The sequence below is a fragment of the Methanobacteriaceae archaeon genome (assembly GCA_013403005.1).
GTDB lineage: Archaea > Methanobacteriota > Methanobacteria > Methanobacteriales > Methanobacteriaceae > Methanobacterium.
This window is the reverse complement of sequence record JACBOA010000010.1, coordinates 22,198-42,105: the sequence shown is the minus strand read 5'-3', so window position 1 is coordinate 42,105 and position 19,908 is coordinate 22,198. Positions and strand designations below refer to the sequence as shown.

27 protein-coding genes and 1 pseudogene are annotated in these 19,908 nt (G+C 38.5%); 25 read left to right on the top strand and 3 right to left on the bottom strand.

All coding sequences use genetic code 11. From position 1 onward, the window contains the following. Positions 1–316 precede the first annotated feature (316 nt). The 3 genes and pseudogenes from HVN35_08110 to HVN35_08100 all read left to right on the top strand — a co-directional run bounded on the left by HVN35_08110 (position 317) and on the right by HVN35_08100 (position 2,199). A pseudogene (locus HVN35_08110) lies at positions 317–948 on the top strand (flavin reductase family protein). A gap of 2 nt (positions 949–950) precedes the next feature. Further along, positions 951–1,496, top strand: coding sequence for a dTDP-4-dehydrorhamnose 3,5-epimerase family protein (locus HVN35_08105; protein NYB52503.1), 546 nt, complete (start codon positions 951–953; stop codon positions 1,494–1,496). Positions 1,497–1,587: 91 nt separating this feature from the next. Then, entirely contained in the window at positions 1,588–2,199 is a 612-nt protein-coding gene (locus HVN35_08100) for a TraR/DksA C4-type zinc finger protein (GenBank protein ID NYB52502.1), read from the top strand. A 1,201-nt stretch (positions 2,200–3,400) separates the two neighbouring features. Here the strand turns inward: HVN35_08100 and HVN35_08095 are convergent. The 3 genes from HVN35_08095 to HVN35_08085 are packed head-to-tail and all read right to left on the bottom strand — an operon-like array spanning position 3,401 to position 3,995. Next, positions 3,401–3,565 (bottom strand): hypothetical protein, encoded by a 165-nt coding sequence (locus HVN35_08095; GenBank protein NYB52501.1) that lies wholly within the window; start codon positions 3,563–3,565, stop codon positions 3,401–3,403. Further along, positions 3,526–3,744 carry a hypothetical protein gene (locus HVN35_08090; GenBank protein NYB52500.1) on the bottom strand — a complete coding sequence of 73 codons (219 nt, stop codon included), beginning with the start codon at positions 3,742–3,744 and terminating at the stop codon, positions 3,526–3,528. Before HVN35_08090 ends, HVN35_08095 begins: the two co-directional genes overlap by 40 nt. Positions 3,745–3,794: 50 nt before the next feature. Beyond that, complete coding sequence (locus HVN35_08085; protein NYB52499.1) at positions 3,795–3,995, bottom strand: hypothetical protein; 201 nt, start codon at positions 3,993–3,995, stop codon at positions 3,795–3,797. Between the two features lie 149 nt (positions 3,996–4,144). Between HVN35_08085 and npdG the strand changes: the two genes are divergently transcribed. The 22 genes from npdG (at position 4,145) to argH (ending at position 19,781) form a co-directional block, all read left to right on the top strand. Continuing rightward, on the top strand, positions 4,145–4,816 hold the full coding sequence (gene npdG, locus HVN35_08080; GenBank protein NYB52498.1) for an NADPH-dependent F420 reductase: 672 nt from the start codon (positions 4,145–4,147) through the stop codon (positions 4,814–4,816). A gap of 103 nt (positions 4,817–4,919) precedes the next feature. Further along, the gene (gene hxlB, locus HVN35_08075; GenBank protein ID NYB52497.1) at positions 4,920–5,501 is read left to right on the top strand and encodes a 6-phospho-3-hexuloisomerase; all 582 of its coding nucleotides are present in this window, start codon (positions 4,920–4,922) and stop codon (positions 5,499–5,501) included. A 136-nt stretch (positions 5,502–5,637) separates the two neighbouring features. Continuing rightward, positions 5,638–6,141: a tRNA-intron lyase gene (gene endA / locus HVN35_08070; GenBank protein NYB52496.1), complete on the top strand. Its 504-nt coding sequence runs from the start codon at positions 5,638–5,640 to the stop codon at positions 6,139–6,141. A 135-nt stretch (positions 6,142–6,276) separates the two neighbouring features. Then, positions 6,277–7,368 carry a tryptophan--tRNA ligase gene (locus HVN35_08065; protein ID NYB52495.1) on the top strand — a complete coding sequence of 364 codons (1,092 nt, stop codon included), beginning with the start codon at positions 6,277–6,279 and terminating at the stop codon, positions 7,366–7,368. Between the two features lie 32 nt (positions 7,369–7,400). Further along, entirely contained in the window at positions 7,401–8,033 is a 633-nt protein-coding gene (locus HVN35_08060) for a stage II sporulation protein M (GenBank protein ID NYB52494.1), read from the top strand. A 271-nt stretch (positions 8,034–8,304) separates the two neighbouring features. Further along, a complete protein-coding gene (locus tag HVN35_08055) occupies positions 8,305–9,501 on the top strand; it encodes a threonine synthase (protein NYB52493.1) in 1,197 nt (398 codons plus the stop codon). 236 nt (positions 9,502–9,737) lie between these two features. Continuing rightward, on the top strand, positions 9,738–9,941 hold the full coding sequence (locus HVN35_08050) for a histone family protein (GenBank protein NYB52492.1): 204 nt from the start codon (positions 9,738–9,740) through the stop codon (positions 9,939–9,941). Positions 9,942–10,488: 547 nt separating this feature from the next. Continuing rightward, positions 10,489–10,860: a 50S ribosomal protein L7ae gene (locus HVN35_08045; protein NYB52491.1), complete on the top strand. Its 372-nt coding sequence runs from the start codon at positions 10,489–10,491 to the stop codon at positions 10,858–10,860. Between the two features lie 48 nt (positions 10,861–10,908). Further along, the gene (locus tag HVN35_08040; GenBank protein ID NYB52490.1) at positions 10,909–11,115 is read left to right on the top strand and encodes a 30S ribosomal protein S28e; all 207 of its coding nucleotides are present in this window, start codon (positions 10,909–10,911) and stop codon (positions 11,113–11,115) included. Between the two features lie 16 nt (positions 11,116–11,131). Beyond that, entirely contained in the window at positions 11,132–11,293 is a 162-nt protein-coding gene (locus tag HVN35_08035; GenBank protein ID NYB52489.1) for a 50S ribosomal protein L24e, read from the top strand. Next, on the top strand, positions 11,290–11,748 hold the full coding sequence (ndk, locus tag HVN35_08030; GenBank protein ID NYB52488.1) for a nucleoside-diphosphate kinase: 459 nt from the start codon (positions 11,290–11,292) through the stop codon (positions 11,746–11,748). The genes HVN35_08035 and ndk overlap by 4 nt, the downstream gene beginning before the upstream one ends. A 125-nt stretch (positions 11,749–11,873) precedes the next feature. Beyond that, the gene (gene infB / locus HVN35_08025; protein ID NYB52487.1) at positions 11,874–13,652 is read left to right on the top strand and encodes a translation initiation factor IF-2; all 1,779 of its coding nucleotides are present in this window, start codon (positions 11,874–11,876) and stop codon (positions 13,650–13,652) included. Between the two features lie 112 nt (positions 13,653–13,764). Continuing rightward, complete coding sequence (locus tag HVN35_08020) at positions 13,765–14,142, top strand: 30S ribosomal protein S6e (GenBank protein ID NYB52486.1); 378 nt, start codon at positions 13,765–13,767, stop codon at positions 14,140–14,142. A gap of 18 nt (positions 14,143–14,160) precedes the next feature. Beyond that, complete coding sequence (locus HVN35_08015) at positions 14,161–15,387, top strand: translation initiation factor IF-2 subunit gamma (protein ID NYB52485.1); 1,227 nt, start codon at positions 14,161–14,163, stop codon at positions 15,385–15,387. Positions 15,388–15,414: 27 nt separating this feature from the next. Next, positions 15,415–15,771, top strand: coding sequence for a twitching motility protein PilT (locus HVN35_08010; GenBank protein NYB52484.1), 357 nt, complete (start codon positions 15,415–15,417; stop codon positions 15,769–15,771). A gap of 150 nt (positions 15,772–15,921) precedes the next feature. Then, entirely contained in the window at positions 15,922–16,443 is a 522-nt protein-coding gene (locus tag HVN35_08005) for an inorganic diphosphatase (GenBank protein ID NYB52483.1), read from the top strand. A gap of 39 nt (positions 16,444–16,482) precedes the next feature. Continuing rightward, positions 16,483–17,061 carry a DNA-directed RNA polymerase gene (locus HVN35_08000; GenBank protein NYB52482.1) on the top strand — a complete coding sequence of 193 codons (579 nt, stop codon included), beginning with the start codon at positions 16,483–16,485 and terminating at the stop codon, positions 17,059–17,061. Further along, the gene (locus HVN35_07995) at positions 17,062–17,244 is read left to right on the top strand and encodes a DNA-directed RNA polymerase, subunit E'' (protein ID NYB52481.1); all 183 of its coding nucleotides are present in this window, start codon (positions 17,062–17,064) and stop codon (positions 17,242–17,244) included. After that, positions 17,244–17,765 (top strand): DUF359 domain-containing protein, encoded by a 522-nt coding sequence (locus HVN35_07990; GenBank protein NYB52480.1) that lies wholly within the window; start codon positions 17,244–17,246, stop codon positions 17,763–17,765. The genes HVN35_07995 and HVN35_07990 overlap by 1 nt, the downstream gene beginning before the upstream one ends. A gap of 11 nt (positions 17,766–17,776) precedes the next feature. Continuing rightward, positions 17,777–18,082, top strand: a complete 306-nt coding sequence (locus HVN35_07985; protein NYB52479.1) for a 30S ribosomal protein S24e — start codon at positions 17,777–17,779, stop codon at positions 18,080–18,082. 53 nt (positions 18,083–18,135) lie between these two features. Continuing rightward, a complete protein-coding gene (locus tag HVN35_07980; GenBank protein ID NYB52478.1) occupies positions 18,136–18,300 on the top strand; it encodes a 30S ribosomal protein S27ae in 165 nt (54 codons plus the stop codon). A 74-nt stretch (positions 18,301–18,374) separates the two neighbouring features. After that, the gene (gene argH, locus HVN35_07975) at positions 18,375–19,781 is read left to right on the top strand and encodes an argininosuccinate lyase (GenBank protein NYB52477.1); all 1,407 of its coding nucleotides are present in this window, start codon (positions 18,375–18,377) and stop codon (positions 19,779–19,781) included. The last annotated feature ends 127 nt before the right edge of the window (positions 19,782–19,908 follow it).

The following is a 19,908-nucleotide window of genomic DNA, read 5'->3' as shown; positions in this document are numbered from 1 at the left end:
CAAACACCTATATATAATTTGTGTTAGGCTGTGACTGTAAAGTTATTGAGGGTTATTTGATATTTGCTAAAAATTTTTGCCTTAAACTGTCTTTGTTTGATGAAAAAACATAACAAACGAATTTTAAATTTTAATGAAAAGTCCAACACCCATTATTTTTTCAACCAATATTTAAAAAGTTTTATTTAAATGGTTTGAAAGTAATCTCGTGAGAATTAAGTAATAAAATTCATCTAAATTTTATTAGAATTGTAATACTTTTTTATAAAAAGCTAATATTTATATATGTTAAAATCCAACGAAGATTGGTGGTAATATGATATTGGAAAATTTTAAGAGAGAATCGCTGATACCACTACCCGTGGCATTCATTTCCACAGCCAGTGAAGATGGAATCAGGAACATAGCACCATATTCTTGTGTTATGCCCGTTTTACGTCCATTTGATCTGATTTGTGTGGCTTCAGCGAAAATGAGGGACACATTTGTTAATATCGAAAGCACAGAAGAATTTGTAATTAATATGCTGGCGCGAACATGGTTGATAAAGTGATACCAACAGCTTCGCATGTTCCCTTCGATGTTAATGAATTTGAACTAGCAGATTTAAAGGAAAAACCCTCAAAGAAGGTTAAAGCACCAGGAATAGAAGGTTGCTATGCCTGGATGGAATGCAAACTCCATAACATGCATGAAGAAGAATACGAAGGGTTCCCCTACTTATTGATTATGGGTAAAGTGGTGCATCTTGAAATAAGAGATGATATATACAACCCAGAAGACGGTTCCTGGGACATAGCAAAGGCTAAACCATTGATGATGACAGAATCAGACCAGGGAATGCATTTCTGCACCGTCAAAGATATTGATAAATTCGAACCTTACGGAGCCATGTTTGAAGACGGTAAAGATCCATTATCATGGATGTATGAAAAAAAAGAGGTGTAAAAATGCAAATAAAAAGCATGGCAGATTTTAATAAACTGGAAAAGCCTCGAGTTCAAAATATTCCAGGTTTTTATGGTGAAGAACTCATTGAAGGCGTTGTTATGAAGGATATAAAACTTTTCAGTGATGAAAGAGGGTATTTAACTGAACTCATACGTTTAGACGATGAGGAGCTGAAAGCACAGAATATCAAGCAAATAATTGCTTCATATTCTTATCCTGGAATGATTAAGGGTTGGCATCTCCATTCCAAACAGGAAGATCATCTGGTTTGCGTTACTGGAATGGTAAAAGTTGCATTATATGATTATAGAGAAGATTCACCTACCTACAAAGTTCTTAATGAGATATTTATGGGTGAAAAATATCCTCGTGTAATTTACATCCCTCCGGGAGTCTTCCACGGTACAAAAAATGTGGGCAATGAGATATCTGTGGTAATAGGAATGCCTTCTCTGTTGTATGACCCCGAAGATGTAGATGAAAGGCGGGTTAATCCCATTGAGAATGATATTATCCCTTATGACTGGAACTGCAAAATGGAATAAAACAGAGAATTCACGGATAAATCAGGCTTATTAATATAAAATTCTTTTTTATTTTTTAAATAATTTAAAAAATCGTTATATAGGTGATAAAATGGAAATATCAAATCAAATACTTTCTTTTTCAGATATCACTGAGTTTCATGGACATTCATGTCCCGGAATAGCTATAGGATATCGTGCTGGAAAAATAGCCATAAAAGAACTTAGTTCACCCCGAGCAGTTGATGAAGAGTTTTTGGCTATTGTAGAAAACGATAGTTGCAGTGTGGATGCCATACAAGTTGTAACAGGCTGTACCTTCGGAAAAGGCAATTTAATATTTAAAGACCATGGAAAACAAGTATACATTTTTGTAAATAGAGATACTGGCTATGCTTTGCGCATATCTTTAATTAAAAGCGTAGATGAAATGGATTCAGATTTTAAAAAACTTCAGAAAAAAATATTTTCTGGATCAGCTAGTAAAGAAGAGGAACTAGAATTTGAAAAACAAAGGGAAAGAATAACTCAAAAAATTCTTAACATGCCAGATAATGAATTGTTCAAAATAGAATATGTAGAAATTGACATTCCTGAAAAAGCTCGAATATTTCAATCAATTAAATGCGCTAAATGTGGAGAACTAGTTTCAGAACACAGAGCACGGGCAGAAAATGGCAATTTTGTTTGTATTCCCTGCTTTGATGATTATTCAAGAACATAAATACAATTTTTTTTAACATCAAAATTACAAAAATTGTTGAGCACAAGATTAAAAAATCTATTTGATAGTTATTATTATGGGGTGTTATGTTTTTACATTTCAGAGGGTTGTAAAGTTATTGGTGGTTGAGAGATGTTTGCAAATAATTTTTGCCTTAATTTGTCTTTGTTTGGTGAAAGAACACTAATAAACAAATTTCAAATTTTGATAAACAGTCCAACAACCATTAACTTTACAGCCCCCATTTCAGCGAGTTGCTGTAATTTGCTTGTTATGAAGTTTTAGTTTGGATTAGTATTAGCTATTAGGGCTCTTAAAGTACACTTATGATATGTGGTTTTTGCTACTGATTTGTATGTATAAGAAGGTACTTGTTCATATCCTACTCCATTCTTGAAGAATTTGATAAAATCTTCGATTTTGCTTTTAATAGACTTTAAATCACCCATTTATCTTATAGTTTATCTAATTTAGTTACTAATCATCTTTATAAATGTTTTTAATGGATTTCCACGCCACACAACCCTAATGAGTATTTAAATTGGCTGAAAACCCTTATATTTTCGCGTGCATTTTTTATGGTCAGATTAAAGGAATGATTTTTATTAGTCCAGTTAATCCAAACCCATAGTTTTTAAAACTGAAATAGCCTTTACACGGCAAGTACTAAATCCCCTGTTTTAGTATCCTTCTTCAATTTTTAGGTCTTCTAGGATTTCAAGATAAAATTTGGCTGTACATAAACTGCTCCAGGGTGAATAGTATGGTCAATGGTTGAAATATGTCTATATTCATAGCTATTTGTTAATTTAACTCCAATAAATTTGCTTTTTGAGCTAAAAAAGCCAAATTCATACCCACTTTTTCTTCTAAAGTTCTATCATCATAATACTATTTTTGTCAAGATTTGTCAAGATCATATTCTAAATATGGATATCTGTTGAATCAAAGGATTATATTTCCTATTTCCACCCATATACTTTTTAAATTCTTTATTTAGACGTTTTAAAACAGAATAATACATCTCCCAATAAAACTTTCCATCCTTATCGTTCCTTCACTAATTGGGCATACTTATAAATCTTCCAAAGAGCATTTGTTTCGGTTTCGGTGGACATCCCGTTTTCCTATCTTGGAAGTCCTTGAAGTCCTTAATATAAGCATATCAGTCAAATAATGCTTGTGCGTAGTATTTTTTCCGTCATTGCCGGATAAAGGTGATTTTTTTTAGCCTATCATCAGTTTGTTTAACAATCTTATCAGCCACATCTAGATTCGTGGAGCTTGCGTAGGCTGCTAAGATTAGTCTGTGTTCGGGTGCGAAGCTTAGCCAAATCCATCTTTCGTCTTCTGATTCATGCTCCATTTTTGGAACTGTTTTTTTTTAACAAAAGTCCATAATTCATCTAACTCCACTTTATCCGCTTTTATATCTTTCATAAGGACTTTGTTTATTTCTTCACTGTGTTCGGCTGCTATGCGCAGCCATCTGCGCACAGTATCCAGTTTAACACCTAAAACTTCTGCTGTTCCTCGTAAACTCATGCCTTTTAAAATCATTTTCAAAGCTAAAAAAACTGTATCTTCATCAGTTCTTAAATCGTGTAATATTGTGTTTGAATATGAAGTGAAGCTTTTAGAGCATGTTCGACAAATAAATTTGTGAACAGGACCATTTTTGTCTGGTAAGTTCCATTACCCACAATATTGCCTTTTTTAGTTTCCCCGTAATCTGCACAGCTCTTATTAGGACAAGCCACATCCACAAAACCAGGTTTAGGACCACGAACACCCATTAAAACACATCTCTTTATATATAAAATATGATCCTAACTACTATATCAAACTTCAGTATTTTAAATGGTCAACACCAAAAAATATTAATATAAAAAATCAAAATATCTGCGAAAAAGGATTTAGTAAATAATTAAAGGGGATGTTTTCTTTGAAAATCGGAATAATCGGTGGAACTGGTGATCAGGGACTTGGATTGGCACTCAGATTTGCAAAAGGGGGTGAACAGGTAATTGTAGGGTCAAGGGATGTTAAAAAAGCTGAAAATGCTGTTAACGTCATTGAAAATATGTTAAAACATGATGAATGTCCCAATGTGCGGGGAATGACCAATGAAGAAGCTGCAAGAGAAGCAGATCTTCTGATTCTAACTGTACCACTGCAGGCCCAGATGGTTACCTTAAAAAGTATCAAAGACCATGTAGAGGGTAAGATACTGATTGATGCCACGGTTCCCATGGAAAGTTGTCTGGGTGGAAGTCCAGTGAGATATGTTAACATGTGGGATGGCTCTGCCGCTGAAAGAACAGCTAACTTCTTAAAAGATAAAAATGTACGGGTGGTATCTGCCTTCAATAACATCAGTGCTGCCAGCCTGACCACCATTGAAAATGAGATAGACTGCGACTGCCTGATCTCAGGAGATGATGCAGAAGCAAAAAAAGCAGCCATGAAATTAGCAGAGATTATACCTGGAGTCAGGGCCATTGATTGCGGTCCCCTGGAAAACGCCAGGATTGTTGAAAAAATAACACCCCTCCTGATTAACCTCAACATTCGTAACAAAATAAAACTGGCAGGAATAAGAATAACCGGCCTCTAATCCTCTAATAAGACTTAGAAAATTTCAAAATGAATCAACATATAAATATCTAATAATAAAAATTTAAACATCAACTAAAACACTAAAAAAAGGTAAGTGGATTATGGAATACATAAAAAAAACCGCAGAAGGAATAGCCAAACACACCCTGGAAGTTATCGACCGTATCAATGAGGAACGGGTAGAAGAGATGATCCAGTGCATCCTTGATGCAGATTCCATTTTTATTGTGGGAAGTGGGAGATCTGAACTGGTAGGTAAGGCTTTTGCCATGCGCCTTATGCACCTGGGATTTCGAGTTTACGTGGTGGGTGATGTTACCACCCCTGCCCTCACTGACAAGGACTGTTTGGTAGCTATTTCCGGTTCCGGTGAAACCAAAACCGTTGCCATAGCATCTGGAACTGCCAGAGAAGTGGGTACTAAAGTAGTAGGAATTACCACCGACCCTGAATCCACAGTTGGCAGGAATGCAGATGTCGTGGTTAATATTGAAAGTAAAAGTAAGGTGCCCTGGAAGTATTACACCTCCCATGTTTTAAAGGGAAATTACGATGATTTAACCCCAATGGGGACTCTTTTCGAAGACAGCACTCTTTTATTCTTGGATGGACTTATAGCAGCTTTTATGGTACGATTAGGTAAAAAAGAAAATGATCTGAAAAAGTTGCATGCCCGAGATTAATCATCATACTGAGTATAATTTCTCAAAAAATTTCTCAAAAAAGCATGTCCATGTCCGGAAAATTCGATCTTTTTTAACTAAAAAACTCCTTCAAAACCTCCCAGAAAGCTAAGCGAATGAAGTTAAGGTGAAAAACATGGACGCGGAACTGAAAGGAGAACTAGTAATCATTAAAAACAAAAAAGCTGTTGCACTTAATGAAAAAAGTCATTTTGGTAAATTTAACCAGGATGAACTGCAAATTTCAATTATGGAGGCTCTTTACCTTCAGGAAAAAGGAAAAATAAATATTCTGGATGATAATAGAGAAGTTTCAGTCCATGAGATGTGGGGAATGATCCAGGAAAAAGGCCTTCTCTATAAATATATTGTATTCAGAGACCTTCGCAACAGGGGATACATTGTTAAAACAGGTTTCAAGTATGGTTCCGAGTTTAGATTATATGAAAGGGGTAAATCTCCAGGTGACGGTCATTCTGATTTTGTGGTGAAAGTAGTTAATGAGAACCAGGACATATCCATCGCCAACTTCTCCAGTTACGTTCGTGTGGCCCACGGAGTTAACAAGAAACTCCTACTGGCAGTGGTGGATGATGAACAAGATATCACTTACTACAATGTTGAGTGGACCAGACCATAATCTTAGTGGACTACACTATATTGACCTAACCATATCTAAGAGCAAGAAGAAACTATATAAAACAATTGAACAACGATAATTATCATAACATTTATATCCTTGTGAATAATGTTTATTATCATTTAAGGTGATTTATTGATTGATCCATGGAGTTCAGCCCTAGTAAACTATGAAAAGCTAATCCAAGAATTTGGAATAAAACCCTTCCAAGACCTTTTAGGTGAACTGGAAAATCCTCACATGCTGATGCGCAGGGGGATTGTTTTCGGGCATCGAGATTACGGCAGGATTTTAAAGGCAATGCGTGAAAAATCAGCCTTTGCTGTGGTTACCGGAATGATGCCCAGTGGTAAAATGCATATAGGCCACAAAATGATTGTGGATCAACTCATCTGGTACCAGGAGAAAGGTGCTGAAATCTATATCCCCATTGCTGACATGGAATCCTACTCCGCCAGGGGAATGAGCTTTGAAGATGCAAAAAAGATTGCCATTGAAGAATACATCACAAATTACATTGCTCTAGGCCTGGATCCTGATAATGAAAATCTGCATATTTACTTACAATCTGAAAACAAAACAGTGGGCGATTTGGCATATAAACTGGCTAAAAGAGTGAATTTAAACGAAATGAAATCTATATATGGTTTTTCAGGTTCAACCAACATAGCACATCTCTACACACCACTTATACAAGTGGCTGATATACTGCACCCCCAACTGGAGGAATTAGGTGGACCTAAACCCATTGTGGTTCCTGTGGGACCTGATCAGGACCCTCATATCCGCCTTACAAGGGACATAGCTGAAAGATTCCAATCAAAATTCCATTTCATAAGTCCCTCCTCCACCTACCACCGATTCATCACTGGACTAACAGGAGGTAAGATGTCCAGCAGCAAACCAAAAACTGCTATTTTCCTCAGTGACTCTCCAGAAGAAGCTGAAAAGAAATTAAGATCGGCTAAAACTGGTGGAAGAGAAAGTTTAAAAGAACAACAGGAAATGGGAGGCATTCCAGATGAATGTGTTGTTTATGAGATGTTACTTTACCATCTAATGCATTCTGACTCTGATTTAAAAGATATCTACCATCAATGTAAAGATGGCAGTATTATGTGTGGGGAGTGCAAAGCAAATGCAGCAGAATTAATAAGAGATTTCTTTACTGACCTCCAAGAGAAAAGGGAAAAAGCTAAAGATAAGGCTGAAAATATATTAAAGTAATACAAAACTAATAAAGAATTAGGAGCTTAAAAATGGGCAAAGAACGGTATGAAGGTTTATTTACTGGACTCTATAATCGTAACGAGAGTTATTTAATTTTATCAGCCGCTATATTCATATCCTCTCTTTTTATAGGATACGCCTTTGCCTGGCTGTTAGATCCAATCTTATCATCCATGCTAGGAAATTTTAAAAGACGTGTGGTTGAGGGAGAATTACAGCTCACCACCACTTCCCTGTTTTTCAATAATATTAAGATTATACTGATGATCTATGCCGGTGGAATAATTTTAGGCATTATAACTGCTTACTTCCTCATAAGCAATGGAATATTCATTGGTTACACAGCATCTCAATTTTCTCTTGGTGATTTCATTATTTACACCATTCCACATGGTGTGTTTGAGATATTAGGAATCATAATCGCAGGTGCAGCTGGTTTTAAACTGGGTCACACTGTCTTAAACGTTATAAAAGGTTTAGTTCACATACAAACAGATTTCTCAATATCTAACCAGCTTAAATATTTATTGGAAGTGAATCTAGATGATTTCAAGGATACGCTAATTATGTTGGCCATTGCAGTTATTCTTATAATAATTGCAGCCATAATCGAGGCAAACTTCACCATAACATGGGCAAATTACATAAAAGGCATTTTATGATTTGTAATACTTACAAATACTGTTAATATAAGAGTATTAGTTTAGTTATTATTTGGGAAATTCACATTTTCTGGCAAAAAACCTGCTGAAATTTGTTAGATTTTATTTGACAATAGTTTTATAACCGTATCCCGAGATATTTTATTCTCGAGAAATAACTAAAAACGACTAATTTAATGAAATCAATTAGTTTTTTTGATAATGTTATTTGCATAATTCAATGGGATTCAATTGAAAAATTTCATGGACCATTTTAATTTAGGGTGATTTTATGATGAAATGTATATCTTGCGGAGCAGAATATCCTGATGATGAAATAATATATACCTGTAGTAAATGCAATTCCATACTGGAAGTCATCTGCCAAGCAGATGTATCAAAAGAGGTTTTTAAGTGCCGTAAATCTACCATGTGGAAATATAAGGAGTTCATGCCTGTAGATCCAGATAGAATAGTGAGTCTGGATGAAGGAGGAACTCCATTTTGCAAGTGTGATAAACTGGGTAAAGAATTAGGAGTTGAACTCTACGTTAAGGTTGAAGGTTCTAATCCCACTGGCAGCTTTAAAGATAGGGGTATGAGTGTGGGGATTACCAAAGCCCTTGAATTGGGTGTGGACACCGTAGGTTGCGCTTCCACAGGGAACACCTCTGCATCACTGGCCGCTTACGCTGCAAGAGCTGGTTTGAAGTGCGCAGTACTCTTACCTGCAGGTAAAGTCGCTCTGGGAAAACTGGCTCAGGCCATGTTTCACGGAGCCGAAGTTATATCCGTGAGGGGTAACTTCGATCAGGCTTTAGAGGCAATCACCACTCTGGCATTGCAAGGTCAGTTATATCTTTTAAATTCTGTGAATCCCTACAGATTAGAGGGTCAAAAATCCATTGGATTCGAGATAGTTGATGATTTGGGATGGAAATCTCCCGACAGAATCATATTACCTGTGGGAAATGCGGGGAACATCTCAGCCATCTGGAAGGGAATAACTGAATTTTACAGAGCTGGTTTTATAGATGATCTTCCCTGTATGACTGGAATTCAGGCTGAAGGAGCTGCTCCTATAGCTCATGCGGTATGGGAAGGTCAGGATGACATTGTGCCTGTGGAACACCCTGAAACAGTAGCCACAGCCATTCGTATTGGTGCACCAGTCAGTGCCAGAAAGGCCATCCGTGCCATTTATGAGTCTGATGGTTTGGCTGAAACTGTAAGTGATGAGGAGATCTTAAGTGCTCAGAAACTTTTAGCCAGAACCGAAGGAATTGGAGTTGAACCGGCTTCAGCAGCATCCATTGCAGGGCTTATAAAACTGGTTAATTCCGGTAAAGTGGATAAGGGCGAACAAATCGTGTGCGTGGTGACAGGACATGTACTCAAAGACCCTAATGTGGCAATCAATGCATGTGAAGAACCGGTTGAAGTAGATGCGGATATAAAAGCTCTTTCAAAGATTATAAAGGAAATCTAAAAGATTTTACTTAACCTTTTTTTTCTGGATGATCTGGACTATTTCTATATCCCAATTTTTACTTTTTGACTCAAGATCATATGATTTGTCATGTGGTGTCCCAAGATTATAGGGATCATCATGACATGACCCAATAACATATGGATCACCGAATAATCAGTGCTTTTAACGATACATATATATAGGAGTACGGCAACAGTGTATATTAACAAATATACAAAAATGAGGTGATTAATATGGAATTACCAATAGCTCCAATTGGAAGAATAATAAAGAACGCCGGTGCAGAAAGAGTAAGTGACGACGCTAGAGAAGCTCTAGCCAAAGCCTTAGAAGAAAAAGGCGAAACTATCGCTACTGAAGCTGTTAAACTGGCAAAACACGCAGGAAGAAAAACTGTTAAAGCTTCTGACGTTGAATTAGCCGTCAAAAGGTTATAAGTTAACCTTCCTTTTTTCTTTTCTTTTTATAAATATTTAAAACCAATATAATCATCTGTTTTTTACTTAATTGACTTCGTTATACCATTCCACAATTCCTCAATTTTTCGTCGAATGTACGTAAAGATCATGACAACATAATAGACCTTAAAAATACAGCAAATTACAATCACAGAAGAATAATGAATATGAATATGAATACTATAATGAAAGTTAATATGACCGAATATCCAATAAATCTCCAGAAAAAATAAATCAACTCACTTTTACATTGATCATACTTTAATAGGGAAACAATTTTATGATTATGGTTTTTAGTTCATTGAAAGTCAAGTAAAGTATATATACTGTAATCAACTAATTTTGTTACATCTAATTTTAGAATTCTAAAATATTAATTTAAGTTTAAAATTAGAATTTTTGGTCGATCATCGGAACCAGAACTTCATAAACAGCATATCTGATATATATCAGTTATCAAAGCGAAGTCTAAAATTAGAGTTTGCCGATGGATGGTTAAACCCAGATGAAAAAGGAGGTAAATTTAATGGCAAAAGCAATGTATGTTAAATTTGATGTACCTAAAGAGTTAGCGGACAAAGCTTACGAAGCTTTAGAGATCGCAAGAGACACAGGAAAAGTAGGTAAAGGAAGTAATGAAGTAACCAAAGCAGTGGAAAGAGGCGACGCAGTGCTGGTATTAATAGCTGAAGATGTTGACCCCGCTGAAATTATCGCTCACCTTCCTGTTCTCGCTGAAGAAAAAGAAATTCCTTACGTTTACATACCCACCAAGGACGAACTGGGAGAAGCTGCTGGTCTCAATGTGGGAACCGCATCTGCATGTATCATTGATGCTGGTGAAGGCGAAGACCTCATCAAAGACATCGTGGAAAAAGTAGAAGAGCTCAAGAAATAATTAACTTTCACGGAAGGGAAAAACCTTCCCACTATTTAAGGTGATGATATGACAGAAGCAACTCCTGCAGAAGTTATTGAGGTCCTAAAAAGAACCGGTATGACTGGAGAAGTCATGCAGGTGAAATGCAGGATATTAGAAGGAAGAGATAAGGGTAGGATATTAACCCGTAATGTGATGGGAGCCATAAGGGAAGGCGACATACTGATGCTCCTGGACACCATCAGAGAAGCCAAAGAAATCCGCACACCCTAAATAAAAAGGTGACACCATGAGAACATGTTCATTCTGCGGAGAAGAGATGGAAGATGGTACCGGCAAGATGTACGTAAAAAAAGACGGCACTGTGTATCTTTTCTGCAGCAGCAAATGTGAAAAAAATCGTATAAAACTTGGTAGAGTTCCCAGAAAAGTTAAGTGGGTTAAAAAATGATGCAAAAAAGTTTTGTGATGTTAAAACCTGATGCAGTTTTACGGAGGTTAACTGGGAAGATTATAACCCGCTTCGAAGAGCGGGGACTCCAGATCCTGGCGGCTAAAATGATGGTAATCCCTCGAGAACTGGCAGAAGAACACTACGCTGAACACAAGGAAAAACCATTTTTTGGCGATTTAGTGAACTATATTACTTCAGGACCCGTTCTAGCAATGGTTATTGAAGGAGAAGAATGTATTACCCTCATCAGAAAGATGGTGGGAGCCACTAACCCTCAAGAAGCCGATTTAGGCACTATCCGTGGTGATTTTGCCATGGAAACTGGTAGGAACATTGTCCATGCTTCTGATTCACCTGCATCTGCAGAAAGGGAAATTGCACTGTTTTTCCAGGATGAGGAGATCTGCACATACCAGCTACCAGACCGGGAACTGGTATATGAAGAACCTTAAAAGAAACCTCAAATCTTCTCTAAAATTAGAAACAATATAGAAGAATGCGATAATAGGAATTTTATTTAAAAAAAGTGGAAATTACTTTTTTTGATTCCATCACAATTTTTTGGCCGGAGGATAACTTGCAAATTAGATCACCCATTGTATCGGTTCTGGGTCATGTGGACCATGGAAAAACCACTCTACTGGACTTTATCCGAGGTAGTGCCATAGCTCAGAGAGAAGCAGGTGGAATAACTCAACACATAGGAGCCACAGAAATCCCCATGGAAGTAATTGAAAATATCTGCGGGGCTTTCCTGGACAAACTGACCATTAAAGACACCCTCCCCGGCCTGTTCTTCATAGACACACCCGGCCATGAAGCCTTCACCACCCTTCGCAAGCGAGGTGGTGCCCTGGCTGATCTGGCCATACTCATGGTGGATTTGAATGAGGGATTCAAACCTCAAACCTATGAAGCACTGAACATTCTTAAAATGTATAAAACCCCCTTCATAGTTGCTGCAAATAAGATGGATAAGCTATATGGGTGGCAGACCCATGAAAGAGAATCATTCACCCAGACTTACCAGAAACAACCAGCTAACGTACAAACCGCCCTCGACACCCAGATTTATGAATTAGTGGGAATACTTCACCAGGAAGGTTTCGAATCGGAACGCTTCGATAGAGTGGAGAACTTTGCCAGACAGGTTAGTATCATTCCCATCAGCGCCAAAAGCGGAGAAGGGATTCCAGAACTTTTAACCATGCTCCTGGGACTGGCCCAACAGTATCTAAAGGAACAGTTGCAGATAGAAGCCGATGCCCCTGCAAAGGGCACCATTTTAGAAGTTAAAGAAGAAGTTGGACTGGGAACAACCATTGATGCAGTCATATACGATGGTATAATCCGGCACAAAGATACCATTGTTCTCACTACTCCTGATGATGTTATCACCACCAAAATAAGATCCCTTTTAAAGCCCAGAGCCTTAGAAGAAATCAGAGACGCGAAAAAACGTTTTGAAAAGGTGGATGAAGTAGTTGCAGCTGCAGGTATCAAAATTGTAGCTCCCAACATTGACCATGTCATTTCTGGCTCACCATTACGTGTGGCCAGGGAAGACCTGTTAAAGGTCAAAGAAGAGATTTTACATGAAATAGAGGATATTAAAGTTGATACTGACGAATTGGGAGTTATTGTTAAAGCGGATACATTGGGATCTCTGGAAGCACTGGTGAACATGCTCCAGGAAATGGAAGTACCCATAAGAGCCGCGGATATTGGGGATGTTTCTCGTAGAGATGTGGTAGACGCATCTATAGTCAGACAGGAAAACGAACTCTACGGAGTTATAATTGCCTTCAATGTCAAGGTACTACCTTCTGCTTCAGAGGAAATAAAAAACACCGACCTTAAGATATTCTCTGCCAATGTTATCTACCAATTAACTGAAGATTATCAGGAATGGGTAAGGGCTGCAGAAGAGCGCCGTAAAAAAGAATGGTTTGACGCCATCATAAAACCTGGTAAAATACGTATAATGCCCAAACTAGTTTTCAGACAGAGCAAACCTGCTATTGCAGGTATTGAAGTTCTGGGAGGTAGTGTTAAAAAGGGTTGTGGCCTTATAAATGAAGATGGGCAGAGAGTGGGAACTGTAGAGAGTATGCAGGATAAGGGTGATAATCTACCCTCAATTTCCAAGGGACAAAAGGTGGCCATGGCCATAAAAGACGGGGTTTTTGGACGAAATTTAGATGAAGGGGATGAGCTATACATAGACATCCCTGAAAGCCATTACAAAGTCCTGGAATCAGAGATGAAATCTGATTTAAATGAAGATGAAACAGAAATACTCCAAAAAACGGTTAATATTAAGAGGAAAGAGGATCCTAATTGGGGAATTTACTAGTAAGTCTAAATAAGTCTAAAATTTAGCTATAATAATATTCAATCATTACTAATGATGAAAAACGATAAATAATATGAACATAAAACACCAAAAATAAGATGGAGGAGATAGATTGGCATTTAAATTAATTATTTCCCAAGGTGAAACCAGTCATCAGATGGAAGTGGAAGCTGCCGAATCAAAAAAATTGATCGGAATGAAGATCGGCGAAGAGTTTGACGCTGCCCCTATGGGTCTTAAAGGATACACACTCCGTATAACAGGCGGAAGTGATAAAAACGGTTTTCCAATGAAAAAAGATGTTGAAGGACCGCGAAGGATTAAAAGTCTCCTTTCAGGCGGAGTTGGGTTCAAACCACAACGAGCCGGGCAGAGAAGGAGAAAAACCGTCCGTGGGAATACAATATCTGATGACATAGTTCAGATTAACACCATTGTGGTAAAAAAAGGTTCAAAATCAATAGAAGACCTCTTGGCAAGTGAAGAGTAAGGGTAATAGGTGTGACGAGTGAAAGTACAGTCTGAAGTTAACATTGGGCTAGTGGGGCATGTTGATCATGGGAAAACCACCCTCACCAAGGCCTTGTCAGGTATATGGACCGACACCCATAGTGAGGAAACCAAAAGAGGTATTTCCATCCGTTTAGGTTATGCGGATATAACCTTCCGTAGATGTATGGAATGTCCCGAACCCCAGTGCTACACCACTGCCCTGGTGTGTGAACACTGCGGTAGTGAAACCCAGACCCTGCGTAAAGTTTCCTTTGTGGATTCTCCTGGACACGAAACCCTCATGGCCACCATGCTCTCTGGAGCAGCCATCATGGATGGTGCTGTGCTGGTAATAGCAGCCAATGAACCCTGTCCCCAACCACAAACCAAAGAACACCTCATGGCTCTGGATGTTATAGGAGTCAAAGAGGTAATTGTGGTCCAGAACAAGATCGATATTGTATCCAGAGAAAGAGCCCTGGAAAGTTATAAAGAGATCAAAGAATTTGTTAAGGGAACTTGTGCTGAAGACGCTCCAATTATACCTGTATCAGCACAACAAGGCGCTAACATTGACATTTTAATTGAAAACATTCAACACATAATAAGAACACCCCGACGTTCACTTAGAAAGGCACCCCGTATGCATGTTGCCCGTTCCTTCGATATAAACCGGCCTGGTTGTAGTCCTGATAAAATCCAGGGAGGAGTTATAGGAGGATCCCTTATTCAGGGAAAAATACACCTGGGAGATGAAATAGAAATCAAACCAGGAATACAAATAAAAAACAGAGGTAAAGTAGAGTGGATAAGCCTCATCTCAGAAGTAACCGGTTTAAACGGAGGAGGGGAAGCTGTGGATGAAGTGGGACCTGGAGGACTCATTGGAGTCGCCACTAAACTGGACCCTGCACTGACCAAGGCAGATTCACTTTCCGGATCAGTGGCTGGGAAACCAGGAACCCTTCCAGATATTCTGCACACCTTCACCATGAAAACTCACCTTTTAGATAGAGTAGTGGGTACTAAGGAAGAGAGAAAAGTTGACCCTATAAAGTCATCCGAACCACTAATGATTAATATTGGAACCGCCACTACCATTGGAGTGGTTACCAGTGCCCGGAAAAAAGAAGCAGAAGTGAAACTTAAACTACCTGTCTGTGCAGAGTCCGGTCAGAGAGTTGCTCTTTCCAGGAGAGTTGGTGCCAGGTGGAGGTTGATTGGTTATGGAATCATACGCTAAAGAGGCAGTCATAGACACAAATTTTTGATGATGGCGGGCCAGTTCTCAATGGATCTGGTGGGAGAACTGGAACGCACCTTACCATCATACCAACTTCTCATCCCTTCAACAGTTATCTACGAACTGGAAAAGATAAAAAAAAGAAGTAAGGGTAAACATAAAATATCAGCTTCAATAGCTCTTAAAATCTCAAAATCTCCCCCTTTTAAGATAATAGAATTAGAACTTAATCCCGGGGAGACGGTAGATGATGCTTTACTCCGAATTTCTAAGGTATTATGTACCAATGATAGGCAGTTAAGAATTAAAGCACGTGAAAAGGGAATTGATGTGGTTTACATGCGTCAGAAGAAGTATCTGGCTGTTGATGGCCACATAAAATAATATAACGCATATGACATTCAAATAAAGAAAAAAAATGTCACGGGAAATCATTAGTCTCACAATTATTCAGTGAAAGCTTAAAAAAAATTTAAGTAAAATTTTATAATTTACCAACCTTCAAAATGGTTGATTTCATGGAGGAATTACAATATGAATCTCTGGAAGGACATAAAAACTGGGCCATCAGCTCCTGAAGTAGTATATGCAGTTATTGAAATACCCAAAGGGTCCCGGAACAAGTACGAATATGATAAAGATTTAGAATCATTTGCTCTGGACCGGGTGCTGTACTCCCCATTCCATTACCCTGCAGAATACGGTATCATACCCCAAACTCTTTATGACGACGGGGACCCCATGGATATAATGGTTATCATGGACCAGCCCACTTTCCCTGGATGCATTATTGAATCCAGACCCATTGGAATGATGCGCATGATAGATGGTGGGGATCATGATGATAAGATCCTGGCAGTGCCAGTAGAAGACCCACACTACAAGGACATTCAAAACATAAATGATATTTCCAAAGCTTTCCTGGATGAGGTAGCTCACTTCTTCAAAGAGTACAAAACCTTAGAAGGAAAAGAAACCGAAATTTTGGGATGGGAAAATGCAGATAAAGCTAAAAGTGCAGTTGTTCACTCCATGAAACTTTACCAGGAGCTTTAATTATTAAAAAATTGTAATTGAGGGATTTGTTTGTATTTAATATCCAAAATAGAGGACACGGTGAGAATCCCACCCAGCCGCTTTGAAGAACCTTTAAAAGAAGTGGCCAGTGAAATTATAAACGAAAACTACGTTGGAAAAATTGACAAAAAAATGGGATTAATGGTCACTGTCAAAGACATAGAAGAAATAGGTGTGGGTAAAGTCATTATGGGTGACGGAGCCGCCTACCACGAGGTAGTGTTTAATGCTTTGTTCTTCAAACCAGAATTACATGAAATCGTGGAGGGGGAAGTTATCGAAGTAACTGAATTCGGAGCTTTCATACGTATCGGCCCTATGGATGGACTGGTTCACGTATCACAGGTAACTGATGACTACATTAACTACGATGGGAAAAGAGGGGCTTTGATAGGCAAAGAATCCAAGAAAAGCCTGGAAGAAGGTAATAGGGTTCGTGCCAGAATCGTTGCCCTCAGCTTGAAGGGTAAATCTTCCAAGGAAACCAAAATCGGTCTGACCATGAGACAACCTAACCTGGGAAGGGTGGAATGGATCGAGGCTGAGAAAGAAAAAAAGAAAAAGAAAGGAAAGAAAGGTAAAAAGGAGAAGAAATAGATGGTTACCAAAGCATGCACTCGCTGTCATCGCCTCATGGATGAGGATAGATGTGCAGTTTGCAATATGGCCACCTCCAAGAACTGGAGTGGATTTCTGATAATTGTGGATCCTGAAAACTCACCCATTGCCCAGGAACTGCAGATCACCCTACCCGGAGAATACGCCCTGAGGGTTCGCTAGTGTTAATACTTAACAAGGAGTTGAGAGCTGAATTTAAAAAACCCGTCGGGGTACTTTACCCCTCATTAGATGATGCTCTAGATTTCATCAAAACCAAATACCCTGATGAACTTTTAATAACTGTGGGTGATGTAACCACCCGAAACCTGCAGAAATCAGGTTTAATTCCCCATCTGGGAATCATTGACCATGTGGTGGAACGAAGCCCCATAAATGAGAAAAAACCAGTAGATTATACCATCTATGACTACGTAACCCTCAATGCTGAAAACCCCCCTGGATTAATAACCGATGAACTGCAGGATGCCATTGGAAAGGCTTTTAAGCTTATTAAAAGTGGTTTCAGAGTTATAATTGTAGTAGATGGTGAAGAAGATTTAGCTGCCATTCCATGTATCTTAATGGCCCCAACCACTTCACTGGTCCTTTATGGCCAGCCAGGTGAAGGTTTAGTGGTCTGTGAAGTTGATAAAGTTTTAGAAAAAGTTAAAAAATTAAAGAGTAAATTAGAGGAAAGATAGGAGAGATTTATATGGAGATAGACATTAAAGAACAGGTTGAAAATCCACTTTTAAACCGTACCGAAATACACTTTGACTGCATTTACCAGGGAGAATCCACTCCCAAACTACTGGATGTTAAAAACAGGCTTGTGGCACAGTTAAACGTGGACAAAAATCTGTTAGTAGTGGACAAAGTAAAACCCAGTTTCGGTGAAGGACGAGCCGATGGTTATGCTAAGCTCTATGACTCAGAAGAAAAACTGGTTCAGATCGAAAAACAGCATGTTCTTCAAAAAAACAGAGAACCTTCTAAAGAAGAAGCTGAAGAAGAATAAATTTAACTGCATAATTTCACACCTTATAACTCTATGGACAAGGAGGATAAATCATGAGGAAATTCGAACTATACGAAGTTAAAGATAATAAAATCATCCGTAAAAACCCTGAATGTGTACGCTGCTCCCATGGTATTTTCATGGCCGACCACGGAGACCGATACGCATGCGGTAAATGCGGTTACACTCAGTGGAAGAGTAAAGAAGGGAAAAAATAATATATTAATACTTCATTCCTTTAAAAATAGAATTTAAAGAAAAATTTCAAAAAAATCATAAAAAGGTGTATTTTTTGAATCTCCGCTCGGGAAGGCTTAAAGGGCATATGAGTAGTGACGTGGCCACTTTCACATCTTCCCTAGATTCTGACCACAGGATATTCAAAGCAGATCTTCGGTGCAATCAAGCCCATACCACCATGCTCATGGAACAGGGCATCATCCCCCAAGATATAGGAAAAAAAATCCTTAATGCTCTCGATGAACTCGAAAAAGAGGGTGTTGAAGCTCTGGATCTTAACCCTGCTGTGGAAGACATTCACATGGCAGTGGAAAACTACGTGACCAGCAAAATCGGTCCTGATGCTGGTTTCATGCACACCGCCAAATCAAGAAACGACCAGGTGGCAACCGACCTTAAAATAGCATTAAAAGAAGAGATACGGGAAATACAACTTGAACTACTTACTTTTATTGAAATTATTATTGAAATGGCTGAGGAAAACCTTGATTCTATTATGGTGGCTTACACCCACCTCCAACATGCTCAGCCCACTACTTTTGCCCATCATCTACTTTCATATGCTCAGGCACTGAAAAGGGATTATGGAAGACTTCAAGATGCATACCATAGGATGGATCTTTGCCCGCTGGGTTCAGCAGCACTGACAACAACCAGCTTTCCTATAAACCGGGATAGAACTGCTGAACTTCTGGGATTCTCCGGACCCATGGAAAACTCCATTGATGGAGTGAGTAGCCGGGATTTTATAGCTGAAACTGTTTTCGCCCTGACCATGCTGGGGACTACTTTATCCAAGATATCAGAAGAACTCATCATCTGGAGTACCTATGAGTTTGGCATGGTGGAACTGGCAGATGAATTCTCATCCACATCATCTATAATGCCTCAGAAAAAAAATCCAGATGTTGCAGAGATTGTTAGGGCTAAAACAGCCCTGTTAAATGGTGAACTGGTTACGATTCTCACAATCATTAAATCACTACCTCAAAGTTACAATCGAGATTTACAGGAAGTTTCTCCCCATCTCTGGAAATCTGCAGATACCATAAGGTCAGCTTTGAAGATCACTACAGAAATGCTGGCATCCGCAGATTTTAAAGGTTTGAGAGGAGAAGAACTAGCCCGGGCTAACTTTTCTGCTGCCACGGAACTGGCAGATCTAATGGTTCGTGAGGGTGGATTACCCTTCAGAACTGCCCATCAGATAGTGGGCCGAGCAGTGACCATTGCCCTGGATAAGGATATGAAGGCGGAAGAAATTGATGCCCAGTTTTTGGATGATGTTTCAAAAGAGATAACAGGTGAAGTTCTGGGAATTGATGACTCAAAAGTGAAAAAAGCCCTGGATCCAGTAGAAATCATTAAAAGCAGACAAGTAACTGGAGGTCCAGCACCATCTCAGGTTAAAAAGGTTATTGATAGTTTAAAAAAGTTTGTTAAGGATAATAGAGAATAAACTAACGAATTTTTTCAAATCCAAGCATTCTAAATAATGCTTAAAAAAAAAGAATCCTTAGAAATTACTAATTAAAAATAACAAATTTAAAATGACTTTGAAATGATGGAATCAAAATCTTTAGAAT

Excerpts from the sequence above, each read along its gene's own strand:
- HVN35_08105 (NYB52503.1), top strand. The coding sequence starts at position 951 with ATGCAAATAAAAAGCATGGCAGATTTTAATAAACTGGAAAAGCCTCGA.
- HVN35_08100 (NYB52502.1), top strand. The coding sequence starts at position 1,588 with ATGGAAATATCAAATCAAATACTTTCTTTTTCAGATATCACTGAGTTT.
- HVN35_08095 (NYB52501.1), bottom strand. The coding sequence starts at position 3,565 with ATGGAGCATGAATCAGAAGACGAAAGATGGATTTGGCTAAGCTTCGCA.
- HVN35_08090 (NYB52500.1), bottom strand. The coding sequence starts at position 3,744 with ATGAGTTTACGAGGAACAGCAGAAGTTTTAGGTGTTAAACTGGATACT.
- HVN35_08085 (NYB52499.1), bottom strand. The coding sequence starts at position 3,995 with ATGGGTGTTCGTGGTCCTAAACCTGGTTTTGTGGATGTGGCTTGTCCT.
- hxlB (NYB52497.1), top strand. The coding sequence starts at position 4,920 with ATGGAATACATAAAAAAAACCGCAGAAGGAATAGCCAAACACACCCTG.
- endA (NYB52496.1), top strand. The coding sequence starts at position 5,638 with ATGGACGCGGAACTGAAAGGAGAACTAGTAATCATTAAAAACAAAAAA.
- HVN35_08060 (NYB52494.1), top strand. The coding sequence starts at position 7,401 with ATGGGCAAAGAACGGTATGAAGGTTTATTTACTGGACTCTATAATCGT.
- HVN35_08055 (NYB52493.1), top strand. The coding sequence starts at position 8,305 with ATGATGAAATGTATATCTTGCGGAGCAGAATATCCTGATGATGAAATA.
- HVN35_08050 (NYB52492.1), top strand. The coding sequence starts at position 9,738 with ATGGAATTACCAATAGCTCCAATTGGAAGAATAATAAAGAACGCCGGT.
- HVN35_08045 (NYB52491.1), top strand. The coding sequence starts at position 10,489 with ATGGCAAAAGCAATGTATGTTAAATTTGATGTACCTAAAGAGTTAGCG.
- HVN35_08040 (NYB52490.1), top strand. The coding sequence starts at position 10,909 with ATGACAGAAGCAACTCCTGCAGAAGTTATTGAGGTCCTAAAAAGAACC.
- HVN35_08035 (NYB52489.1), top strand. The coding sequence starts at position 11,132 with ATGAGAACATGTTCATTCTGCGGAGAAGAGATGGAAGATGGTACCGGC.
- ndk (NYB52488.1), top strand. The coding sequence starts at position 11,290 with ATGATGCAAAAAAGTTTTGTGATGTTAAAACCTGATGCAGTTTTACGG.
- HVN35_08010 (NYB52484.1), top strand. The coding sequence starts at position 15,415 with ATGATGGCGGGCCAGTTCTCAATGGATCTGGTGGGAGAACTGGAACGC.
- HVN35_08005 (NYB52483.1), top strand. The coding sequence starts at position 15,922 with ATGAATCTCTGGAAGGACATAAAAACTGGGCCATCAGCTCCTGAAGTA.
- HVN35_07995 (NYB52481.1), top strand. The coding sequence starts at position 17,062 with ATGGTTACCAAAGCATGCACTCGCTGTCATCGCCTCATGGATGAGGAT.
- HVN35_07985 (NYB52479.1), top strand. The coding sequence starts at position 17,777 with ATGGAGATAGACATTAAAGAACAGGTTGAAAATCCACTTTTAAACCGT.
- HVN35_07980 (NYB52478.1), top strand. The coding sequence starts at position 18,136 with ATGAGGAAATTCGAACTATACGAAGTTAAAGATAATAAAATCATCCGT.